Genomic DNA, 16524 nt, shown 5'->3' on the forward strand with positions numbered 1-16524 from the left:
TATGTCGGGCGTGCCGACAGCAGTAGAATGGCCGACTTGATCTGGTCTTGCGGAGTGCTCCATGGTTATCGGTCCTTTCATCAACAGCGCCGCCATCCTGCTGGGTGGCATCGGTGGCGCGGCACTGGGAGACCGGATTCCGGCCAGCCTGCGCAAGACGCTGCCATCGGTGTTTGGGCTGGCGGCCCTGGGCATGGGCGTCATGCTGACCGTGCGCACTGCGCATCTGCCGGTTGCGGTGATGGCGCTGTTGCTGGGGGCGGTGATTGGCGAGTTGTGTCGTCTGGAACACTGGATCGGTCGCGCCGGCAATGCGGTGCGGCTGCTGGTGGAGCGTCGCAGCGGCACGGGCCATGCCGCGCCTGCGGATGAACAGGCTTTCCTGGATCGCTATGTGGTGGTGGTCGTGTTGTTCTGCGCCAGCGGTGCCGGGGTATTCGGTTCCATGCAGGAAGGCATGACGGGCGATGCCAGCGTATTGCTCGCCAAGGCGTTCCTGGACCTGTTCACGGCGGCAATTTTTGCCTCCAGCCTGGGCTATGCCGTGGCCGTGATTGCCGCGCCGCAACTGGCGATCCAACTGATGTTGGCGCTGGCTGCGGGATTTCTGATGCCACTGACCGATGCCGGCATGCAGGCAGACTTCTCCGGTACGGGGGGCCTGCTGCTGCTGGCAACCGGGTTCCGGATCTGCGGCATGCTGAATCTGCCGGTTGCCAATCTGTTGCCGGCTCTGGTGCTGGCGATGCCGCTGTCGGCGTTGTGGAGCCGGTTTTTCTGACGGTCGGCGATAGAACTGTCGATTCCTTGCTTTTAGGTCCATACGCCACCGAGTGTTTCCATGTGGCGCATGGACTGGCTCAATTGTTTGCTGAGCAAGAATTACATTTTCAGGTTCAGTGAGAGATAGGCTGCGCGACCTGCGCCGGGAGAGAACATGGGTTGACTCGCATCACCCCAGAAGAAATTGTCATACCAGGCGTAGACATACTCACGGTTGGCCAGATTCTTGAGTTGCAGGTCCACGCTGATGCTGTCGCTGAAATCATATTTCACGCTGGCATCCAGCAGTGTGAAACCGCCATATTTCCCTTGTGCATTGAGTTCATCGATGTAGTAGGCACCCTGGCGCCGCCCTTGCAGGCCAATCGTCCATTTGGCGGCAGGCTTGTACTCCACGCCGAGATTGGAAATGTGGCGAGGGGTGGAAAACACTTCTTTACCGGCCAGGGATGTGCCGTCGGCAAGAAAGGCACTCTTGACCTTGGCTTCCTGGATGGCATGTGAAAACCAGACGCGCCATGTCGGGCTGAGGCGCGTTGCCACTTGCAGATCAAGGCCCCGTCGCCGCGTTTCGCCCAGACCCACGGTGGTGCCTGTACTGGGCATATTCGAGACCTCATCGGTGGCGTCCTGCTGCCAGGCAGCAATGCGCGCTTGCGTACCGGGAGTCGGTTCGAAGCGAATCCCGATTTCCTTGCCGGTATTGATTGATGGGCGGTATCCCGCCTGACCCGGTGTGATGTAGGCAGGGCTGGTCGATCCGGTCAGTATCTGGAAGGTTCGCCCCCAGTTGGCATAGACGTTGATGGCCGGTGTCAGACTGTATACCAGGCTCAGCTTGGGCTGCTTGATCCAGTTGTAATCCTGCAGGGGGGCTCGTTGACCAGTCAGGTTGAGTTCCGTATGACCATGGAATTTATCCAGTCTGAAGGCTGGAATGATCTTCAGGCGCTCGGTGGGGCGAATGATGGCCTGCAGATAGACGCCGATGTTGTCCAGCGTATAGCGTTCATCGTTCTGGGTGCGCGCCGCAGGGGCATTGAAGTCCGTGGGCAGGGCGTAGTTGAAGCGGTAGCGTTCGTACGTGTTGATCTGGCGTTCCAGGTTGATGCCTCCGTCGAGCATCAGGTAATCATTCGCCTGCCAGGTCATGTTGCTGAGCCAGCCGTACTGGCGCTCATCCCATATGCGTTGCTGGCGAGGGGCATTGCCGATCGGATAAGAGGTAAATGTAATGCGACGGTCATCCTCGTAGCTATTGAAGTAGAAACGATTGTTCCAGGCAAGCAGGTCGTTGATCTGCCAGTCCATGTGCAGGCTGGCATGTCGCATGTCGCGATCATCGCTGTCATTTGCATTTTTTTCTGCCGATTGATCCCTGTCGGCAGCAAGTTCGGTGGCGGTCAGAAAGCCGGGTTCTTCCGCCTCATGATGATGCAAGCGGGTGATCAGACCGATTCGGAAGTCGCCGGAATCCGAGGTCAGGAACCATTTGCCGCCCAACGTATATTTTCGGGATGCGCTATTGGCTCGCTCACCGTGAATATCCTGTCGGGCGAGAATATAGTTCTGTGCAAAACCGCCCGACTCGCGGCCGATCGCCATCTGTACTTCACGGGTGGCAAAACTGCCATAGGTCAGGCGGGCATCCGTGTAGTTGCCGCCCTGGCGGGTACCGATATTGATATTGCCGCCGATGTTGTGCAGGCCGTAGCGTGGATCGTTGGTGCCGCGAACCACTTCGATATAGTCAATATCGAGGGGGAAAATCATGTCGATGAAGCGCTGGTTGCCACTGTTCACGTTGCTGGGAATGCCGTCGATCATGACCTTGATGCCATTGATGTAGCCTTCTCCATTGAATGCGCGGAATGTCGGCTTGCCGGATTCGGCACCCATGCGTGTTTCGGTCAACTGGATGCCGGGCATCATGCCCAGCAATTCCCAGCTGTTGGTCACGTTTTGTGTGGCGACCTCTTCGCTTCCAATCACATCAACCGAAGTCAGGATGCTGCTGGCCGGCAGGGAAGCGCCCAATGTTTCCGAAACTGTCACGGCTCCCATGGTGACTGCCGTATTGTCGGAGGATGCTGCGTGTGTTGCGGATGCGAGCGTGCTGCATAGTATGAGTGGCCAAGCCAGGGGTCTCATGGTGATGCCTTGAATACGTCAGTTTATATAATGTTATATCATACCATTTTGGTTGGGTGTAAATGCAGAAACCACAAGGGCCGTCGTACCAGAAGTACGACGGCCCTTGTCTTGTTGTGTCAGCCGAGGGGTTTAGCTTTCGCTGCTTTTCTTGGCGGCCGGCTTGCGGGTCGTGGCTTTTTTAGTGGCTGTCGTCTTGGTCGTGGCGGCCTTGGTCGTGCGGGTCGCCGTCTTGGTCTTGGCCGTGCTGGCTGCAGTCTTGCGGGCTGCGGCAGGCTTGGCGGCGGACCCCTTCTTTTCAGGACGGGGTTCGAACTCGAAGCCGACCTTGCCATCGGGCTGACGCACCAGGAAAGCCTTGAACTTGCGGTTGGTGCGGCTGGACACGAAGCCGTCGAGCAGGTCGGTGCGGCCTGCTTCCGACAGCAGCTTGCCCATCTGCTCGCGCGAAATGTCCTGCTGCAGGATGACCTTGCCCGAGCGGAAATCGCAGGTCTTGGCCGGGCCGGTGGACTTTTCGCAGATATAGCTCATGCCGTGCTCGAACACGCTGGCCTGGCACTTGGGGCAGGGACCGACCGGCGTGTGGCCTGAAAAATCGACGGCCTCGTCGTCTTCTTCGTCATTCTGGCCGAAATCGAATTCCAGCTTGAATTCGTCATTGATGCGCAGAATGGCGGCAAACGGGCGGCCCATCTTGCTGATGAAACCGTTGAGCGGGCCGATTTCTTTCTTGGCCAGAAGCTCCTCGACTTCGGGGATCTCGAACGTACGGCCGCCGGGGTGTTTGCCGATGGAAAAGTCGCACTGGGTGCAGGCGTAGCGCCGGTAGTTTTCCTTGACCACGCCGCCGCAATGCGGGCAGGGCGTGGACAGCGTGGCATAGTCGCCCGGCACGGTATCGCGTTCGTATTCCTTGGCGCGCTTGACGATGACCTGGGTGATCTGCGCAATCTCGCGCATGAAGGCTTCGCGCTGCAGCTTGCCCTGTTCGATCTGCTTGAGCTTGTGTTCCCACTCCCCGGTCAGTTCGGGCGAGGTGAGTTCGTGGACGTTCAGGCCGGCCAGCAGTGTCATGAGCTGACGTGCCTTGGCGGTGGGCACCAGGTCGCGGCCTTCGCGCCGCATGTAGCCTTCGGTCAGCAAGCCTTCGATGATGGCTGCCCGCGTGGCAGGCGTACCCAGACCGCGCTCTGACATGGCTTCGCGCAGTTCCTCGTCTTCCACCAGCTTGCCGGCGCTTTCCATGGCGGAGAGCAGCGTACCTTCATTGAATCGCGCTGGCGGCTTGGTTTGCAGGCCAATGGCTTCGATATCCTCGGTCCGCACGGTCTCGCCTTCGGCAACCGGCACCAGATTGGTATCGTCGCCCTGGGCTTCACGACCATAGACGGCCAGCCAGCCGGGGGCGACCAGCACCTTGCCGTCGGTCTTGAACGTATGGCCCGAGACTTCGGTGAGTCGCGTCGTGACACGGAATTCGGCGGCCGGGAAAAAGACGGCCAGAAAGCGCTTGAGTATCAGGTCGTAGAGCTTGCCTTCGGCTTCGCTCAGTTCCCTGGGCAATTGTGGCGTGGGGATGATGGCAAAGTGATCCGACACCTTCTTGTTGTCGAAGATGCGCCGGTTGGGGCGAACCCAGTGCTGCTCCAGCACATGACTGGCATGGCGGCTCAGGTTGCCGACGGCAGCCGACTCGCCCGAGGCCAGGTGCTGCATGGTCTGGTGCACGGTGGCGATATAGTCTTCTGGCAGGTAGCGTGAGTCGGTCCGCGGGTAGGTCAGTGCCTTGTGCCGTTCGTACAGGGTCTGGGCCAGAGCCAGCGTGGTCTTGGCCGAAAAGCCGAAGCGCGAGTTGGCCTCGCGCTGCAGCGAGGTCAGGTCGTAGAGCAGGGGCGACAACTGGGTGCTGGGCTTGGAGGTCTCGGAGACCTTGCCGGGTTGTTCGCGGCAGGCTGCCACCACGCTCTGGGCGGCTGCCTGCGACCACAGGCGCGATTCGCGTTTTTCAGGATCGCGCTCATCCTTGGTGAAGTCAGTATCGATCCAGCGGCCTTCGTACAGGCCGGCGGCGGCCACGAACTGGGCCTTGACCTCCCAGTAGTCGCGCGGCACGAAACGGCGGATGCGGTCCTCGCGCTCGGCCACGATGGCCAGCGTCGGGGTCTGCACGCGGCCCACCGGCGTCTTGAAGAAACCACCGTCCTTGCTGTTGAAGGCGGTCATGGCGCGCGTGCCGTTGATCCCTACCAGCCAGTCAGCCTCGGCGCGCGAGCGGGCGGCCGCCTCGAGCGGCTTGAGCAGCTCGTCTTCGCGCAGGTTTTCGAAGGCCTCGCGGATGGCATTCTGGGTCATGGACTGCAGCCACAGTCGCTGGACCGGCTTCTTGCTGCCCGCATACTGCACGATGTAGCGGAAAATCAGCTCACCCTCGCGCCCAGCGTCACAGGCATTGATGACCCGATCCACGTCCTTGCGCTTGACCAGGCGCACCAGCAGCTTGAGGCGTTCGGTGGCTTTCTTGTCGACCGGGTTGAGCGTGAACTCGGGCGGAATGACCGGCAGATGGGTGAAGCTCCACTTGCCGCGCACCGGATCATTGGGGGCGACCAGACTCAGCAGGTGGCCGATGCTGGCGGCCAGCACATAGTTTTCGCTTTCGAAGAAATCGCCTTCGCGCTTGAATCCGCCCAGGGCACGCGAGATGTCCAGGGCGACGGAAGGTTTCTCGGCAATGATCAGTGCTTTTGTCATGTGAATCCAATGCAGGCTTGCGCCACGATAGCGCGGATGATACGGGGGGACAAAGCAGCTTTGCAAGTCTGCTGCGCCAAAGAGGCGCACGCATGGACTGCTGCATCGCCTGTTCCGGTGCCTGCGCAGACCGGCTGGCGAAGCAGTCAGGATAACGGAAAGCGGGCCTGCCAGTGCAGGATGGCGGTGGCGAGGAACGTATCGCGTCGTGATGCGGGCAAGGGTGCAAAGCCCAGATCGTGCCAGGCCTGGCGCAGTGTTTCCAGGGCCTGGCCGGTGTTGGCGGCAGGGGCATGGTTTTGCTTGGAGAGCTTGAGACCTGAGGCCGGGTCCAGCACCAGCGGTGTATGCAGCATGGCGGGCAGTGGCAGCCCGAGCGCCCGGCACAGCATTCGTTGGCGTGCGGTTGAATCGAGCAGGTCGGCACCGCGCACGATATGGGTGATGCCCTGTGCGCCATCATCGACCACCACAGCCAACTGGTAGGCCCAGAGCCCATCGGCACGTCGCAGGATGAAGTCACCTGCCTCGCGCTCGACATCCTGCTGCTGGATGCCCTGCCAGCGATCCTCGAAGGTTTCGATGCCGGACGGCACCCGGAAGCGCCAGGCTCGGGTCGTGCGGCCAGGTGGCAGGCCCTGGCGGCAGGTGCCCGAATAGATGCCGCCGCCGGTTTCTCGCCGGGTGCAGCCACAGCCGTAGACGGCATGTGATGCCTGCAGGTGCGTCAGGGCGTCGGCGTAGCGTTCATGGCGTCGGGATTGCCAGACAGGTTCGCCGTCCCAGTGCAGGCCCAGGTCCTGCAATTGCTGCATGATGATCCGATCAGCACCGGCGACAGTACGCGGGATGTCGATATCTTCTATGCGCAGCAGCCAGCGGCCATTGGCAGCACGGGCATCGAGCCAACTGGCCAGGGCCGTGGCGATCGAGCCGGCATGCAGCGGTCCGCTTGGGCTGGGGGCAAAACGGCCGATATAAGAAGGGGCACCCATGTCAGCGGTCATTCAGGCGAGCATGAACGGTGGTGGAACGGTACGTTGATGCCGCCCTGGCGTCCGGCATCAGTGCAGGGGACGTGGGTCTTCCTGCGCGGACAGCAGTTCTTCCAGGATCAGGTGGTCCACCTCGGCCTCCTGGCTCCAGAGCACCATCAGCACGATGGTCTTGAGCCTGTCCAGCCCGATGGGCCGTTCGTCCAGCGCCCAGACGCGTTCAACCACGATTTCGCGGATGGGCGCGGGCAGCGCACCGCTGTTTTCCAGGAAAGACAGGAAGCCGACAGCCTCGCTGCCCAGCAACTGGTATTCGTCGTCGGTATAGATGCGGCAGGACTGTCCAGCCGGACGGGCGGCGAGTTCGACGCACTGCTCGGTGGACGTGGCCAGCCCATAGAGCCAGCCCAGCGCATCGTGGATGTCCTCGCGCTCGAAGCCGGCTGCCGCCAGGCGGCGTGCCAGTACATCGGCCTCGGGACAGGATTGCGGGGTGTAGTAGTTCTCGAACAGGTAGACCAGAATGTCAAACATAAGCGGCTCGTCTGCTATATCGACAGTGTACCCCGGATGCCGGGGCTTCTGTGGTCAGCGCAACCGTGCTTCCATCAGATCGATTTCATGGACCAGTTTGCGCGAGGTTTCGTCGGTGATGCGATGTTCGCGTGCCAGCCGGAAAACCGCAGCCCGCTCGGCCTGCAGACCGGTCAGGCGCAACTCCTGTTCGATGGATGCACCCAACCGCAGGTCGGAGGCCTCTTCGGCGGCAATCGTGCCGGCTTCGATCTTGCGCCGGTATGCATCCATGGCCCGGGCGGCGGCTTCGGCGCACAGCTGTGGATTCTCGTAGCGGGCTTCCAGCGTGTGCTGTGATTGCTCGATCGCATGGATCGCGGCGTCGGCGGCAAGGCGCCGCGCCTGGGCCTCCTCGGTCGCCTGGGATGAAATGTCGGGGATGTGCAGGCCCTTGAGCAGGCGCGGCAGGCCAAGGTTGGCAGTGATCAGCGAGATGATGGTTACGGTGGCGGCCAGGAAGATCGCCAGGTCACGGGCCGGAAAGGCTTCGCCGCTGGGCAGGAGCAGGGGCAGGGTGAGCACGCCGGCCAGTGTGACGGCACCGCGCACGCCGGCCAGTGAAACGGCGGCGGTCAGGCGCATGCCTACCTGGGTTTCGGCCTGGCCACGTCGGCGTGCAACCCAGCCATTGATCAGCAGGCAGAGGCGAACCCAGCCAAAGCGCAGCAGGGCCAGGGCGATGTTGATGACCAGGGCGTAGACCAGCAGCCACCAGGGGTTTTCGTGGCCGGTTTCCTGGACGACACGGACAGCGCCTTCGAAAATGCCGGGCAACTGTTCGCCCAGCAGGACGAACATGATGCCGTTCAGGGAAAACTGGATCATGTCCCACAGGGACTTGCGCTGGATACGTGTGGCGGCCAGTGCCCGACCTGACAGTTCGACGTAGCTCATGGCCACGCCCGCAGCGACGGCGGCCAGGATGCCCGAGGCTCCCACCTCTTCGGCCAGCAGGTAGGCTCCGAAGGGGATCAGGACGCTGACCAGGATCTGGGCCCCGGGTTCTTCACCGATGCGGCGACCCAGCCAGGTCTGGGCATAGGAAATGGCCAGCGTAAAGCCCGCACCGCACAGCAGGCCGCCTGCCGCCACCCACAGGAAGGTGAGCGTGGCATGGGGCAGGGAGAAGGTGCCGGTGACGGCGGCCGCGACGGCAAAACGGAAACAGACCAGGCCCGATGCATCGTTGAGCAGGGATTCTCCCTCAAGGATGTGCATCAGGCGTTTCGGGATGGGGATGCGTGCGGCAATCGAGGAAACCGCGACCGGATCGGTGGGCGAGACGATGGCGGCCAGTGCAAAGGCAACAGCCAGCGGCATGGCGGGGATCATCCAGTGGATCAGGTAGCCCAGCCCGATGACCGTGAAGATGACCAGCCCCAGCGCGAGCTGGATGATCATGGTCTTGTCCTGCAGCAGATCCCGCTTGGGGATGCGCCAGCCATCCAGGAACAGCAGCGGCGGCAGGAACAGCAGGAAGAAGATGTGAGGTTCCAGCTGGATGTCGTACTGGAAAATGCTGGCCATGACCGCGCCCAGTGCGATCTGGACCAGGGGCAGCGGGATGGCGATGGGCAGCAGACGTACAATCCAGCCGCTGGCGACCACGGCCAGCAGCATGACCAGAACAAGACCGATGGTATCCAGAGTGCTATCCCGCGATGTATTGATAGAGAAAGTCTATTTTGCACCAAAGACCGGATGCGCCGTACGGACTTTGTGCAGACTTTATGAAGATTGTGTGCAGAACCCGTGAGGAATGGCGCGGGCTTGATCTGTGTGTAGATAAAAGACAACAGCGTGTGGCACTCTTCGGAGTGTCTAAATTCATTCGCAGACAGGAGAGAAAATGAAAGCGAACTGGCTCGACAGTCCTGGCAAGTATGGACTTGTCTCACGACTGCTTCACTGGGGCATGGCGGCGATCTTCGCCTGGCAATTCCTCGGCATGATTTTCAAGGTCACGCTGGGCAAGACCCCGCTGACGGGTTTTTTCACGAGTTCGCATGCCTCGCTGGGGGCCTTGTTGTTCCTGCTGGTGGCGCTGCGCCTGGTCTGGGCACTGTACAACGCTCGTCGCCGACCGGGCTATGAGGCATCCTGTAGTGGCTTGATGGCCCGTCTTGGACACGTGGCCCTGTATGGGCTGATGTTTGCGGTTCCGAGCCTGGCCTTGCTGCGCAGCTATGGTTCGGGCCGTGCATTTGCGCCCTTCGGCATTCCGCTGTGGTCGGCAGGCGAGGACAAGATCGAGTGGATGACCGCGGCGGGCAATGCGGCCCATGGTCTGCTTGGCTGGGTGCTGCTGGCTATCATCGTCGGCCACCTCGGCATGGCAGTCTGGCATCGTGTGGCCAAGCGTGATGATGTGTGGCAGCGCATGGCCTGATTGCGGCCATGCCCGTTCGGGCGGGAGAAATGCCGGGGCCCGGTACCTCTCCCGCCCCTTCGCTCATGAAGGCTGGTTTCAGAAACGGCTGGTCAGGCCCACGAAGTAGGTCCGGTTGCCGCTGTCATAGTTGTTGCCGCTATTGAGCGTGGACTTGTTGGTCAGGTTGATGACCCCCGCACGCAGGGTCAGGTTCTGGTTCACGTCGTAGTGGGTGGTCAGGTCGAAGGTTGTGTAGGCCTTGGCAAAGGTCAGGCCGCCACGCGGGATTTCCGACGGTACGGATTGCTTGCCCACGTACTGTGCGCTCAGGTTGGCCGTCCAGCGGTCGGTGATGCGCCAGTTGAGGTCGGAGTTGATGGTCAGCTTGGGCACGACCAGCAGATCCTGGCCTGTAGACAGGTTCTTCGACTCGAACATGCGTGTCAGGTTGCTGCGCCATTCCAGCGTGCTCAGCAGCGGTACCCTCAGGCTGGCTTCCAGGCCGCGGGTGCGGGCCTTCTGCGCGTTTTCCATGCGGGTCCACCAGTAGCCGTTGATCAGCCCCAGCGGCGCGTAGTCGATCTTGTTCTTGAAGTCGGTATGGAAGTAGGTGGCTTCCACGCTCCAGCCGTTGGCTGCATAGCCGGCTCCGAACTCATAGCTGGTGCTGGTTTCCGGTTCGAGGTTGGGATTGCCTGCCATATAGCAACCGCGTGTGCCGTCCGCATTGGTGCTGGTGCCGGTCCAGCCCATGCCGGCCAGGCTGCGGCAACCGTTGCCGCCCGATTGGGTGGCGGCACCTGCCGAATTTTCCTTGAGGTTGGGCGCGCGAAAGCCGCGCGAGATGCCGCCCTTGAGCGTCCAGGCTTCGGTCGGGTGGTAGACCAGGTAGCCGCGTGGCGACCAGTGGTTGCCGTATTTCTCGTGGTGGTCCATGCGCAGGCCCAGTGTCAGCGTCAGGTCGTCGCGCAGGAACATCTGGTTTTCACCGAAGACGGCCCAGGTATTGCTGTCGAGTTTTGCGCCGGGCGAGGCTTCGCCGTTCCAGGTGACGGGCACGGTGCCGATGGTGTCCGAGTTTTCCAGTTCTTCGCGTTTCCACTGCAGGCCGGTGCTCAGCAGGTTGTCGACGAACAGGGTATAGGGCAGATCGATCTTGCCATCGAGGATGGTTTCACTCGAGTTGCTGGCGGCAGAGCTGCCTTCGTTTTCGTACTTGTTGTGGTACAGGTTGACCTTGGACGAGACCGCACCGTAACGGCCATCGTGCGTCAGCCCGTAGCTGGTATGTGTCAGCTTGCTGGAACCCCATGCCGCGACGATGGGGTTGCCATTGGCCGCCAATTGGGTGGATGGCGTGGCACGCTGGATACCCTGGGCCACGTCGGCGCTGATGCTCTGGTCGGGCGTGATCTGCCAGTTGAGCAGCGCATTGACATTCTGGTTGCGCGTGCCGGAAGCGCCTCCGGCTACATCGTCGGCGGTACGGCGAGTGACATTGCCACCCAGGCGCAGGCCGAGCTGTTCGGTCAGCGGGCCGCTGACATTGGCTCCCAACTGATAGGTATCGCCCCGGTCGGAATTGTCGGGCTTGCTGTAGTTGCTGGTGAAGGTGCCGGCCCAGACAGGCGATACCTTGCGGGTAATGATGTTGATCACGCCGCCCATGGCATCGGAGCCGTAGAGCGAGGACATCGGGCCGCGGACCACTTCGATGCGTTCGATCATCTCGGGCGAGATCCAGTCCAGATCCTGCTGGCCGAGGTCGGGACGGTAGTTGGTATGTGCAGAACTGCCCTGGCGCTTGCCGTCGACCAGGATCAGCGTATAGGCCTCAGGCAGGCCACGGATCTTGATCTTGGACTGCGCGCCCGTGGCCGCGTAGCCGCCGGACACACCCGGGACGGTGTTGAGCAGCTCGGCAATGCTGGTGACGGGCTTGCGTTCGATCTCCTCGCGGCTGATGACGCTGATGCTGGCGGGCGCATCGCGCAGGTCGACCTCGGTACCGGTCGCGGTGATCACAATGTTGTCGAGCGTATTGACGGTGTTGCCGGTTGCCGTTGTCGTGTCCTGGGACTGGGCATGACTGGCCGGCAGCAGGGCCAGGCTGGCCAGGGCTGCCCAGATGGCGCCGTGCAGGCGCTTGGTGTGCAAGGTGTGGTCCATGAAAATACCGTAGTAGCGGATGAAGGCTGTAAAGGGCCGGTGCCGGATGTGGCGTGGCTGGTACGGCATTTGATATGCAAATGTTATTGATTTGCGTTTTTGAATTGCGCTCTATACACTTCTAAATGCTTCTTGTATCTGCTTGGCGTTATCGATTGGCCGATGTTGCCTGCCGGCAACGTTGTTGCGGTTGATCCTTATTCTTGTTCTCTGGCCGTGCACACATCCTTCCCTTTTCAACCCTTCAATGTCCTGCTGGCAATGGATGCCGAGGCGCTCAGGCAGTTTGCCGGTGCGCTGCCCGTGTCGGTGCCCGTCTCTTTTCACCTGGCGTGCGATGAGATGGCCATGCTGTGGCACATACGACATACCCCTCTCGACATGGTGATACTGGCGGGTACGGTCCCGACCGAGGTTCATGCGCGATTGCTGACGCTTGCAAGGTTGCCCCGCATCGTTTGCCTGGGTGATGATGCTCTGTCCGCATTCCGGGACTATGCCGGATGGCGGGAGTGTGTCGTGGCTTTGCCCAGCCTGGTCAATGTCGATGCCCTGCATCTGCAGATCCAGGCCTGCATGCGCCAGGCTGGTCATCCGGCGGCGGCCCTCACCCCGTTGAGCGCTGATAACCTCAGCCTGGACCCAGCCCGCTCAGTGGCACGGATCGGTGGTGCGGAGGTCTATCTGACGGCCGTGGAGATGGATGTATTGGCGATGCTGGTGCGCCACGCGAACATGCTGGTCAGTCGCGAGCAACTGGGACAGATTGCCCTCGGGCCCGGATTCATGCCCAAGGAGCGCAGGCTCGATACGCATGTCAGCAACCTGCGGCGCAAGCTGCGGGCACGTTTCAGTGCCGAGATGGCTCACCTCGAAATCCGCAGTTTCAGGGGGCGTGGCTACGCATTGATGATAGGCGAGCGCCTGGTCAATGCCGTGCAGACCGGGGGGGCCAGGCTGTTGGGCCTGTATCTGGCCATGAGCATGGCCATGCCCTGGTAGAGAGAAGGATGCCGGGGGGATGTCCCCCGGAAGTCGATCAGGTCAGTGGTTACTGGCTGGTCTGGGAGTTCTGGGTATTCAGCGCCTGGATCAGACCGTCGATGCCGTTCTGCTGAATCTGCTGGTTGAACTGATTGCGGTAGTTCTGGATCAGCCAGATGCCTTCCACGTTCAGGTCATAGACTTTCCAGCCATCAGGCGTCTTTTCCAGGCGATAGTCCACGCGGGCCAGCGGACGGGTACCCTGGATGAACTGCGATGACACCACGACATCCTTGGCATCTGCATCGCCGCGGAAGGGCAGCATCTGGATGGCTGTCTGGTTGTCGACCTGGGTCAGAGCACCGCTGTAGGTGCGGATCAGCGTGCCGCGGAAGGCTTCGGCCAGTTGCTGACGCTGTTCGGGTGTGGCGTTGCGCCAGTGGCGACCCGCTGCCAGGCGGGTGGTCTTCTCGAAGTCCACATAGGGCAGGATCAGCTCATCGACGGCCCGGTTGATGCGGGCACGGTCGCCGGCGCGGACGCTGCCGTCGGCACGGATGCGGGCCAGTGCCTGGTTGGCCACGGTTTCGATGAAAACCTGCGGCGCACCCTGGGGATCGGGCTGGGCATCCTGGGCGGCAGCCGGACGCAGCCAGACCGAGGCGGCCGTCAGCAGCAGGCCGATCATGGCGATGAAAAACAGCCTGCGCAGCAGGGGTGTGTTGGGATGGACAGTGTTCTGCATATGCATGTCTCTCCGTTCAGGGTTTCGGGGTGATGACGGGTTGCGCGGCAACGGGCGCGATGCTTTCGTCATCCTCGTCTTCGTAGTCGGGCAGGTCGGTGCTGTTGAGCCCCTTGAGCAGGGCTTCACGGCGTTGCAGGTAGGCATCCCGGGTGAAGCTGTAGGGATCCAGTGCAATGCTGTCGAGCGTATCGCTGGCCTGCAGCAGGTCGGCACGCTTGCTGACGAAGTAGGTGCCCAAGACGGTATTGCGTACCGGCACGTCGTTGATGCTTCCCGGCGTGATCGGATTGGCGACCCAGTCGCCCAGCAGGCCACCGGTATCGCGGATTGTGCTCGGGCCGATCAGTGGCAGCACCAGGTAGGGACCCTGGCCCACGCCCCAGACGCCCAGCGTGGTGCCGAAGTCGTTGGGAATGCGGTTGGCACCATTGGCGGTGGCCACGTCGAAGCAGCCGCCCAGGCCGACCGTGGTGTTGAACAGCACCCGGCCCAGCGTATTGAAGAAATCGACGCCACGGCCCTGCAGGAAGCTGTTGAGGCCGCTCCAGATGTCGCCGATATTGCTGAAAATATTGCTGACGCAGCTGCGGGCACCACTGGGCGTCAGGTCTGTGTACATGGCGGCGATGGGGCGCACCACGGCACGATCGACGGTATCGTTGAACTGATAGACGCCGCGGTTGAAGCGCTCGAACGGATCCTGCGGATCCGGCTTGCCCGGCAGGGGCGCACAGCCTGCCAGCGTCAGGGCCAGGCAGGTCGTCAGGGCAACGGGTTTGAGGTTGAAACGCATGATGGTAAGGGCTCCGGGCGGAATCAGTGTGCCGGCGCGACTGGCGCGGGATGTTCGTCGTTGGCAGGGGCGCTGCCTTCCTTGTCTGCGGAACTGTACAGGAATTTGCTGATCAGGTTCTCCAGCACGACGGCGCCTTGCGTGTAGGTAATGGTCTGGCCGTTTTCGAGGTCGGCGTCATCGCCGCCCGGATCCAGGCTGACATACTGTTCGCCCAGCAGGCCCGAAGTCAGGATCAGGGCCGAGCTGTCGCTGGGGAATTTGTATTGCGACTCGATGTCCAGGGTGACGTGTGCCTGGAATGACTTGTTGTCGAAATCGATCTTGTTGACCCGGCCCACCACCACGCCGGCGCTCTTGACGGGGGCACGAGCCTTGAGGCTGCCGATGTTATCGAAGCTGGCACCTATGGAGTAGGTCGGGGCGAAGGAGAAGGTGCTCAGGTTGCCCGCGCGCAGGGCCAGGAAAGCCAGTGCCAGGGCACCCAGGAACACAAACAGTCCTACCCAGAAATCGGTTTTTTCAGTAGACATGGGGATACCTCAATTGCCAAACATCAGGGCGGTCAGCAGGAAGTCCAGGCCCAGGACGGCCAGGGCACCTGTGACGACAGTGCGGGTGGTGGCGCGCGAGACGCCTTCGGGGGTGGGGCGGGCCTGCCAGCCTTCGTAGAGAGCGACCAGTGTGACGGTGGCACCGAATACCAGGCTCTTGATGACGCCGTTGGCGACATCATCCCAGACGTCCACGCCATTTTGCATCTGCGACCAGAATGCACCGGCGTCGATGCCGATCAGGTGCACGGAGACCAGCCAGCCGCCCAGGATGCCGACGCTCGAGAAGATCGCGGCCAGAATGGGCATGGCGATGAAGCCGCCCCAGAAACGGGGCACCAGCACACGACGGATCGGATCGACCGCCATGACCTCCATGGCGGCCAGTTGCTCGCCGGCTTTCATCAGGCCGATCTCGGCGGTCAGCGACGTGCCGGCTCGCCCGGCGAACAGCAGGGCGGTGACGACAGGCCCCAGTTCACGCATCAGCGACAGCGCCACCATCAGGCCGACGGCTTCGGCCGAGCCATAGTTGCTCAGGATGTAATAGCCCTGCAGGGCCAGCACGAAGCCGACGAACAGGCCCGACACGGCAATGATCAGCAGGGAATAGTTGCCGATGAAATGGATTTGCTGCGTGACCAGCCGGGGACGCTTGAGGGCGGTACCGCTGCGACTGAGCAGGGTCAGGAAGAAGCGGGTGAAAAAGCCCAGCGCAGACAGCTTGCGACGAACCTTGCCACCCAGACGCGAGAGCAGGAGGGCCGGGTTCATGAGTGGCTCCCGTGGCGTGCCAGCCAGCGCTCGAAGGCAGGCGTGACCGGGTAGTTGAAGGCGACCGGGCCGTCGGCGGCTCCCTGCAGGAACTGCTGCACATAGGGGTCCTGGGACCGGTTCAGGTCGTCAGGCCTGCCGCTGGCCAGCATCTTGCCCTGGCCGACCAGATAGACCTGGTCGGCGATGGCGAAGGATTCCTGCACGTCGTGGGTGATCAGGACCGATGCGCAACCGAGCCGGTCGGCCAGCGTGCGGATCAACTGCGCCGTGATGCCCAGCGAGATCGGGTCCAGCCCGGCGAAAGGTTCGTCGTAAAGAATCAGCTCGGGCTCGAGGATGACGGCGCGCGCCAGTGCCACGCGTCGGGCCATGCCGCCGGAGATCTCGGCCACGGCCAGATGGGCAGCGGCACGCAGGCCGACGGCATCGAGTGTATTGAGCACCTTGGCGATGATCGCGGACTCTTCCAGCCGGGTGTGTTCACGCAGGGGAAAGGCGACGTTCTCGAACACGTTGAGATCGGTGAACAGCGCACCCTGCTGGAACAGGACGCCCATGCGCTTGCGCAGCGTCTGCAACTGGTGTGCATCGGCCTGTCCGATGTCGTGCCCGAAAACCTTCACCTGGCCGCTCAGGGGCCGGATCTGCCCGGTGGCAGCCCGCAGCAGCGTGGTCTTGCCCGAGCCGGAACCACCCATGAGCGCAACGACCTGGCCGGCATCGATCTGCAGGCTGATGTCGCGCAGCACAGTGAATTCGCCATAGCCGAGTGCCGCGCCTTCAAAGCGCAGCACTGTCCTGGACGGGGTGTGAGAGGGGGATAACATGGCACCTATTGTATCCGAGGGTCTTGCCTGTACGCATATCCA

Annotated in this window: 14 protein-coding genes; 3 read left to right on the forward strand and 11 right to left on the reverse strand. The window is 62.0% G+C overall.

What is annotated here, in order from left to right:
• Positions 1-61 precede the first annotated feature (61 nt).
• Positions 62-781 carry a DUF554 domain-containing protein gene (locus ABN482_RS05500; protein WP_349503044.1) on the forward strand — a complete coding sequence of 240 codons (720 nt, stop codon included), beginning with the start codon at positions 62-64 and terminating at the stop codon, positions 779-781.
• A 101-nt stretch (positions 782-882) separates the two neighbouring features.
• Here the strand turns inward: ABN482_RS05500 and ABN482_RS05505 are convergent, their stop codons facing one another.
• The 5 genes from ABN482_RS05505 to ABN482_RS05525 all read right to left on the reverse strand — a co-directional run bounded on the left by ABN482_RS05505 (position 883) and on the right by ABN482_RS05525 (position 8879).
• Positions 883-2847 carry a TonB-dependent receptor gene (locus tag ABN482_RS05505; protein ID WP_349503045.1) on the reverse strand — a complete coding sequence of 655 codons (1965 nt, stop codon included), beginning with the start codon at positions 2845-2847 and terminating at the stop codon, positions 883-885.
• 219 nt (positions 2848-3066) lie between these two features.
• Entirely contained in the window at positions 3067-5688 is a 2622-nt protein-coding gene (locus ABN482_RS05510; RefSeq protein ID WP_349503046.1) for a DNA topoisomerase III, read from the reverse strand.
• Positions 5689-5834: 146 nt separating this feature from the next.
• On the reverse strand, positions 5835-6683 hold the full coding sequence (gene gluQRS / locus ABN482_RS05515) for a tRNA glutamyl-Q(34) synthetase GluQRS (protein ID WP_349503047.1): 849 nt from the start codon (positions 6681-6683) through the stop codon (positions 5835-5837).
• 69 nt (positions 6684-6752) lie between these two features.
• Positions 6753-7217 carry a Smg family protein gene (locus ABN482_RS05520; protein WP_349503048.1) on the reverse strand — a complete coding sequence of 155 codons (465 nt, stop codon included), beginning with the start codon at positions 7215-7217 and terminating at the stop codon, positions 6753-6755.
• A gap of 54 nt (positions 7218-7271) precedes the next feature.
• Entirely contained in the window at positions 7272-8879 is a 1608-nt protein-coding gene (locus ABN482_RS05525; RefSeq protein ID WP_349503049.1) for a Na+/H+ antiporter, read from the reverse strand.
• Positions 8880-9108: 229 nt separating this feature from the next.
• On the opposite strand from ABN482_RS05525, the gene ABN482_RS05530 reads away from it, so the two are divergent.
• Positions 9109-9648: a cytochrome b gene (locus tag ABN482_RS05530; RefSeq protein WP_349503050.1), complete on the forward strand. Its 540-nt coding sequence runs from the start codon at positions 9109-9111 to the stop codon at positions 9646-9648.
• Positions 9649-9726: 78 nt separating this feature from the next.
• Here ABN482_RS05530 and ABN482_RS05535 read toward each other — a convergent pair whose 3' ends face one another.
• Positions 9727-11868, reverse strand: coding sequence for a TonB-dependent receptor domain-containing protein (locus tag ABN482_RS05535; RefSeq protein ID WP_349503051.1), 2142 nt, complete (start codon positions 11866-11868; stop codon positions 9727-9729).
• A gap of 147 nt (positions 11869-12015) precedes the next feature.
• On the opposite strand from ABN482_RS05535, the gene ABN482_RS05540 reads away from it, so the two are divergent.
• The gene (locus ABN482_RS05540; protein WP_349503052.1) at positions 12016-12801 is read left to right on the forward strand and encodes a winged helix-turn-helix domain-containing protein; all 786 of its coding nucleotides are present in this window, start codon (positions 12016-12018) and stop codon (positions 12799-12801) included.
• A 49-nt stretch (positions 12802-12850) separates the two neighbouring features.
• On the opposite strand, the gene ABN482_RS05545 is transcribed toward ABN482_RS05540, so the two are convergent.
• Genes ABN482_RS05545 through ABN482_RS05565 form a run of 5 tightly spaced genes read right to left on the reverse strand, consistent with a single transcriptional unit; the run spans position 12851 to position 16482 of the window.
• Positions 12851-13528 carry an MlaC/ttg2D family ABC transporter substrate-binding protein gene (locus ABN482_RS05545; protein WP_502877243.1) on the reverse strand — a complete coding sequence of 226 codons (678 nt, stop codon included), beginning with the start codon at positions 13526-13528 and terminating at the stop codon, positions 12851-12853.
• Between the two features lie 16 nt (positions 13529-13544).
• Positions 13545-14324 carry an MlaA family lipoprotein gene (locus ABN482_RS05550; RefSeq protein ID WP_349503053.1) on the reverse strand — a complete coding sequence of 260 codons (780 nt, stop codon included), beginning with the start codon at positions 14322-14324 and terminating at the stop codon, positions 13545-13547.
• 23 nt (positions 14325-14347) lie between these two features.
• Complete coding sequence (gene mlaD / locus ABN482_RS05555; RefSeq protein WP_349503054.1) at positions 14348-14857, reverse strand: outer membrane lipid asymmetry maintenance protein MlaD; 510 nt, start codon at positions 14855-14857, stop codon at positions 14348-14350.
• Between the two features lie 9 nt (positions 14858-14866).
• Positions 14867-15652, reverse strand: a complete 786-nt coding sequence (gene mlaE, locus ABN482_RS05560; RefSeq protein WP_349503055.1) for a lipid asymmetry maintenance ABC transporter permease subunit MlaE — start codon at positions 15650-15652, stop codon at positions 14867-14869.
• Entirely contained in the window at positions 15649-16482 is an 834-nt protein-coding gene (locus ABN482_RS05565) for an ABC transporter ATP-binding protein (RefSeq protein WP_349503056.1), read from the reverse strand. The genes mlaE and ABN482_RS05565 overlap by 4 nt, the downstream gene beginning before the upstream one ends.
• Positions 16483-16524: the final 42 nt, after the last annotated feature.

Source organism: Corticimicrobacter sp. (assembly GCF_040137905.1).
GTDB lineage: Bacteria > Pseudomonadota > Gammaproteobacteria > Burkholderiales > Burkholderiaceae_B > Corticimicrobacter.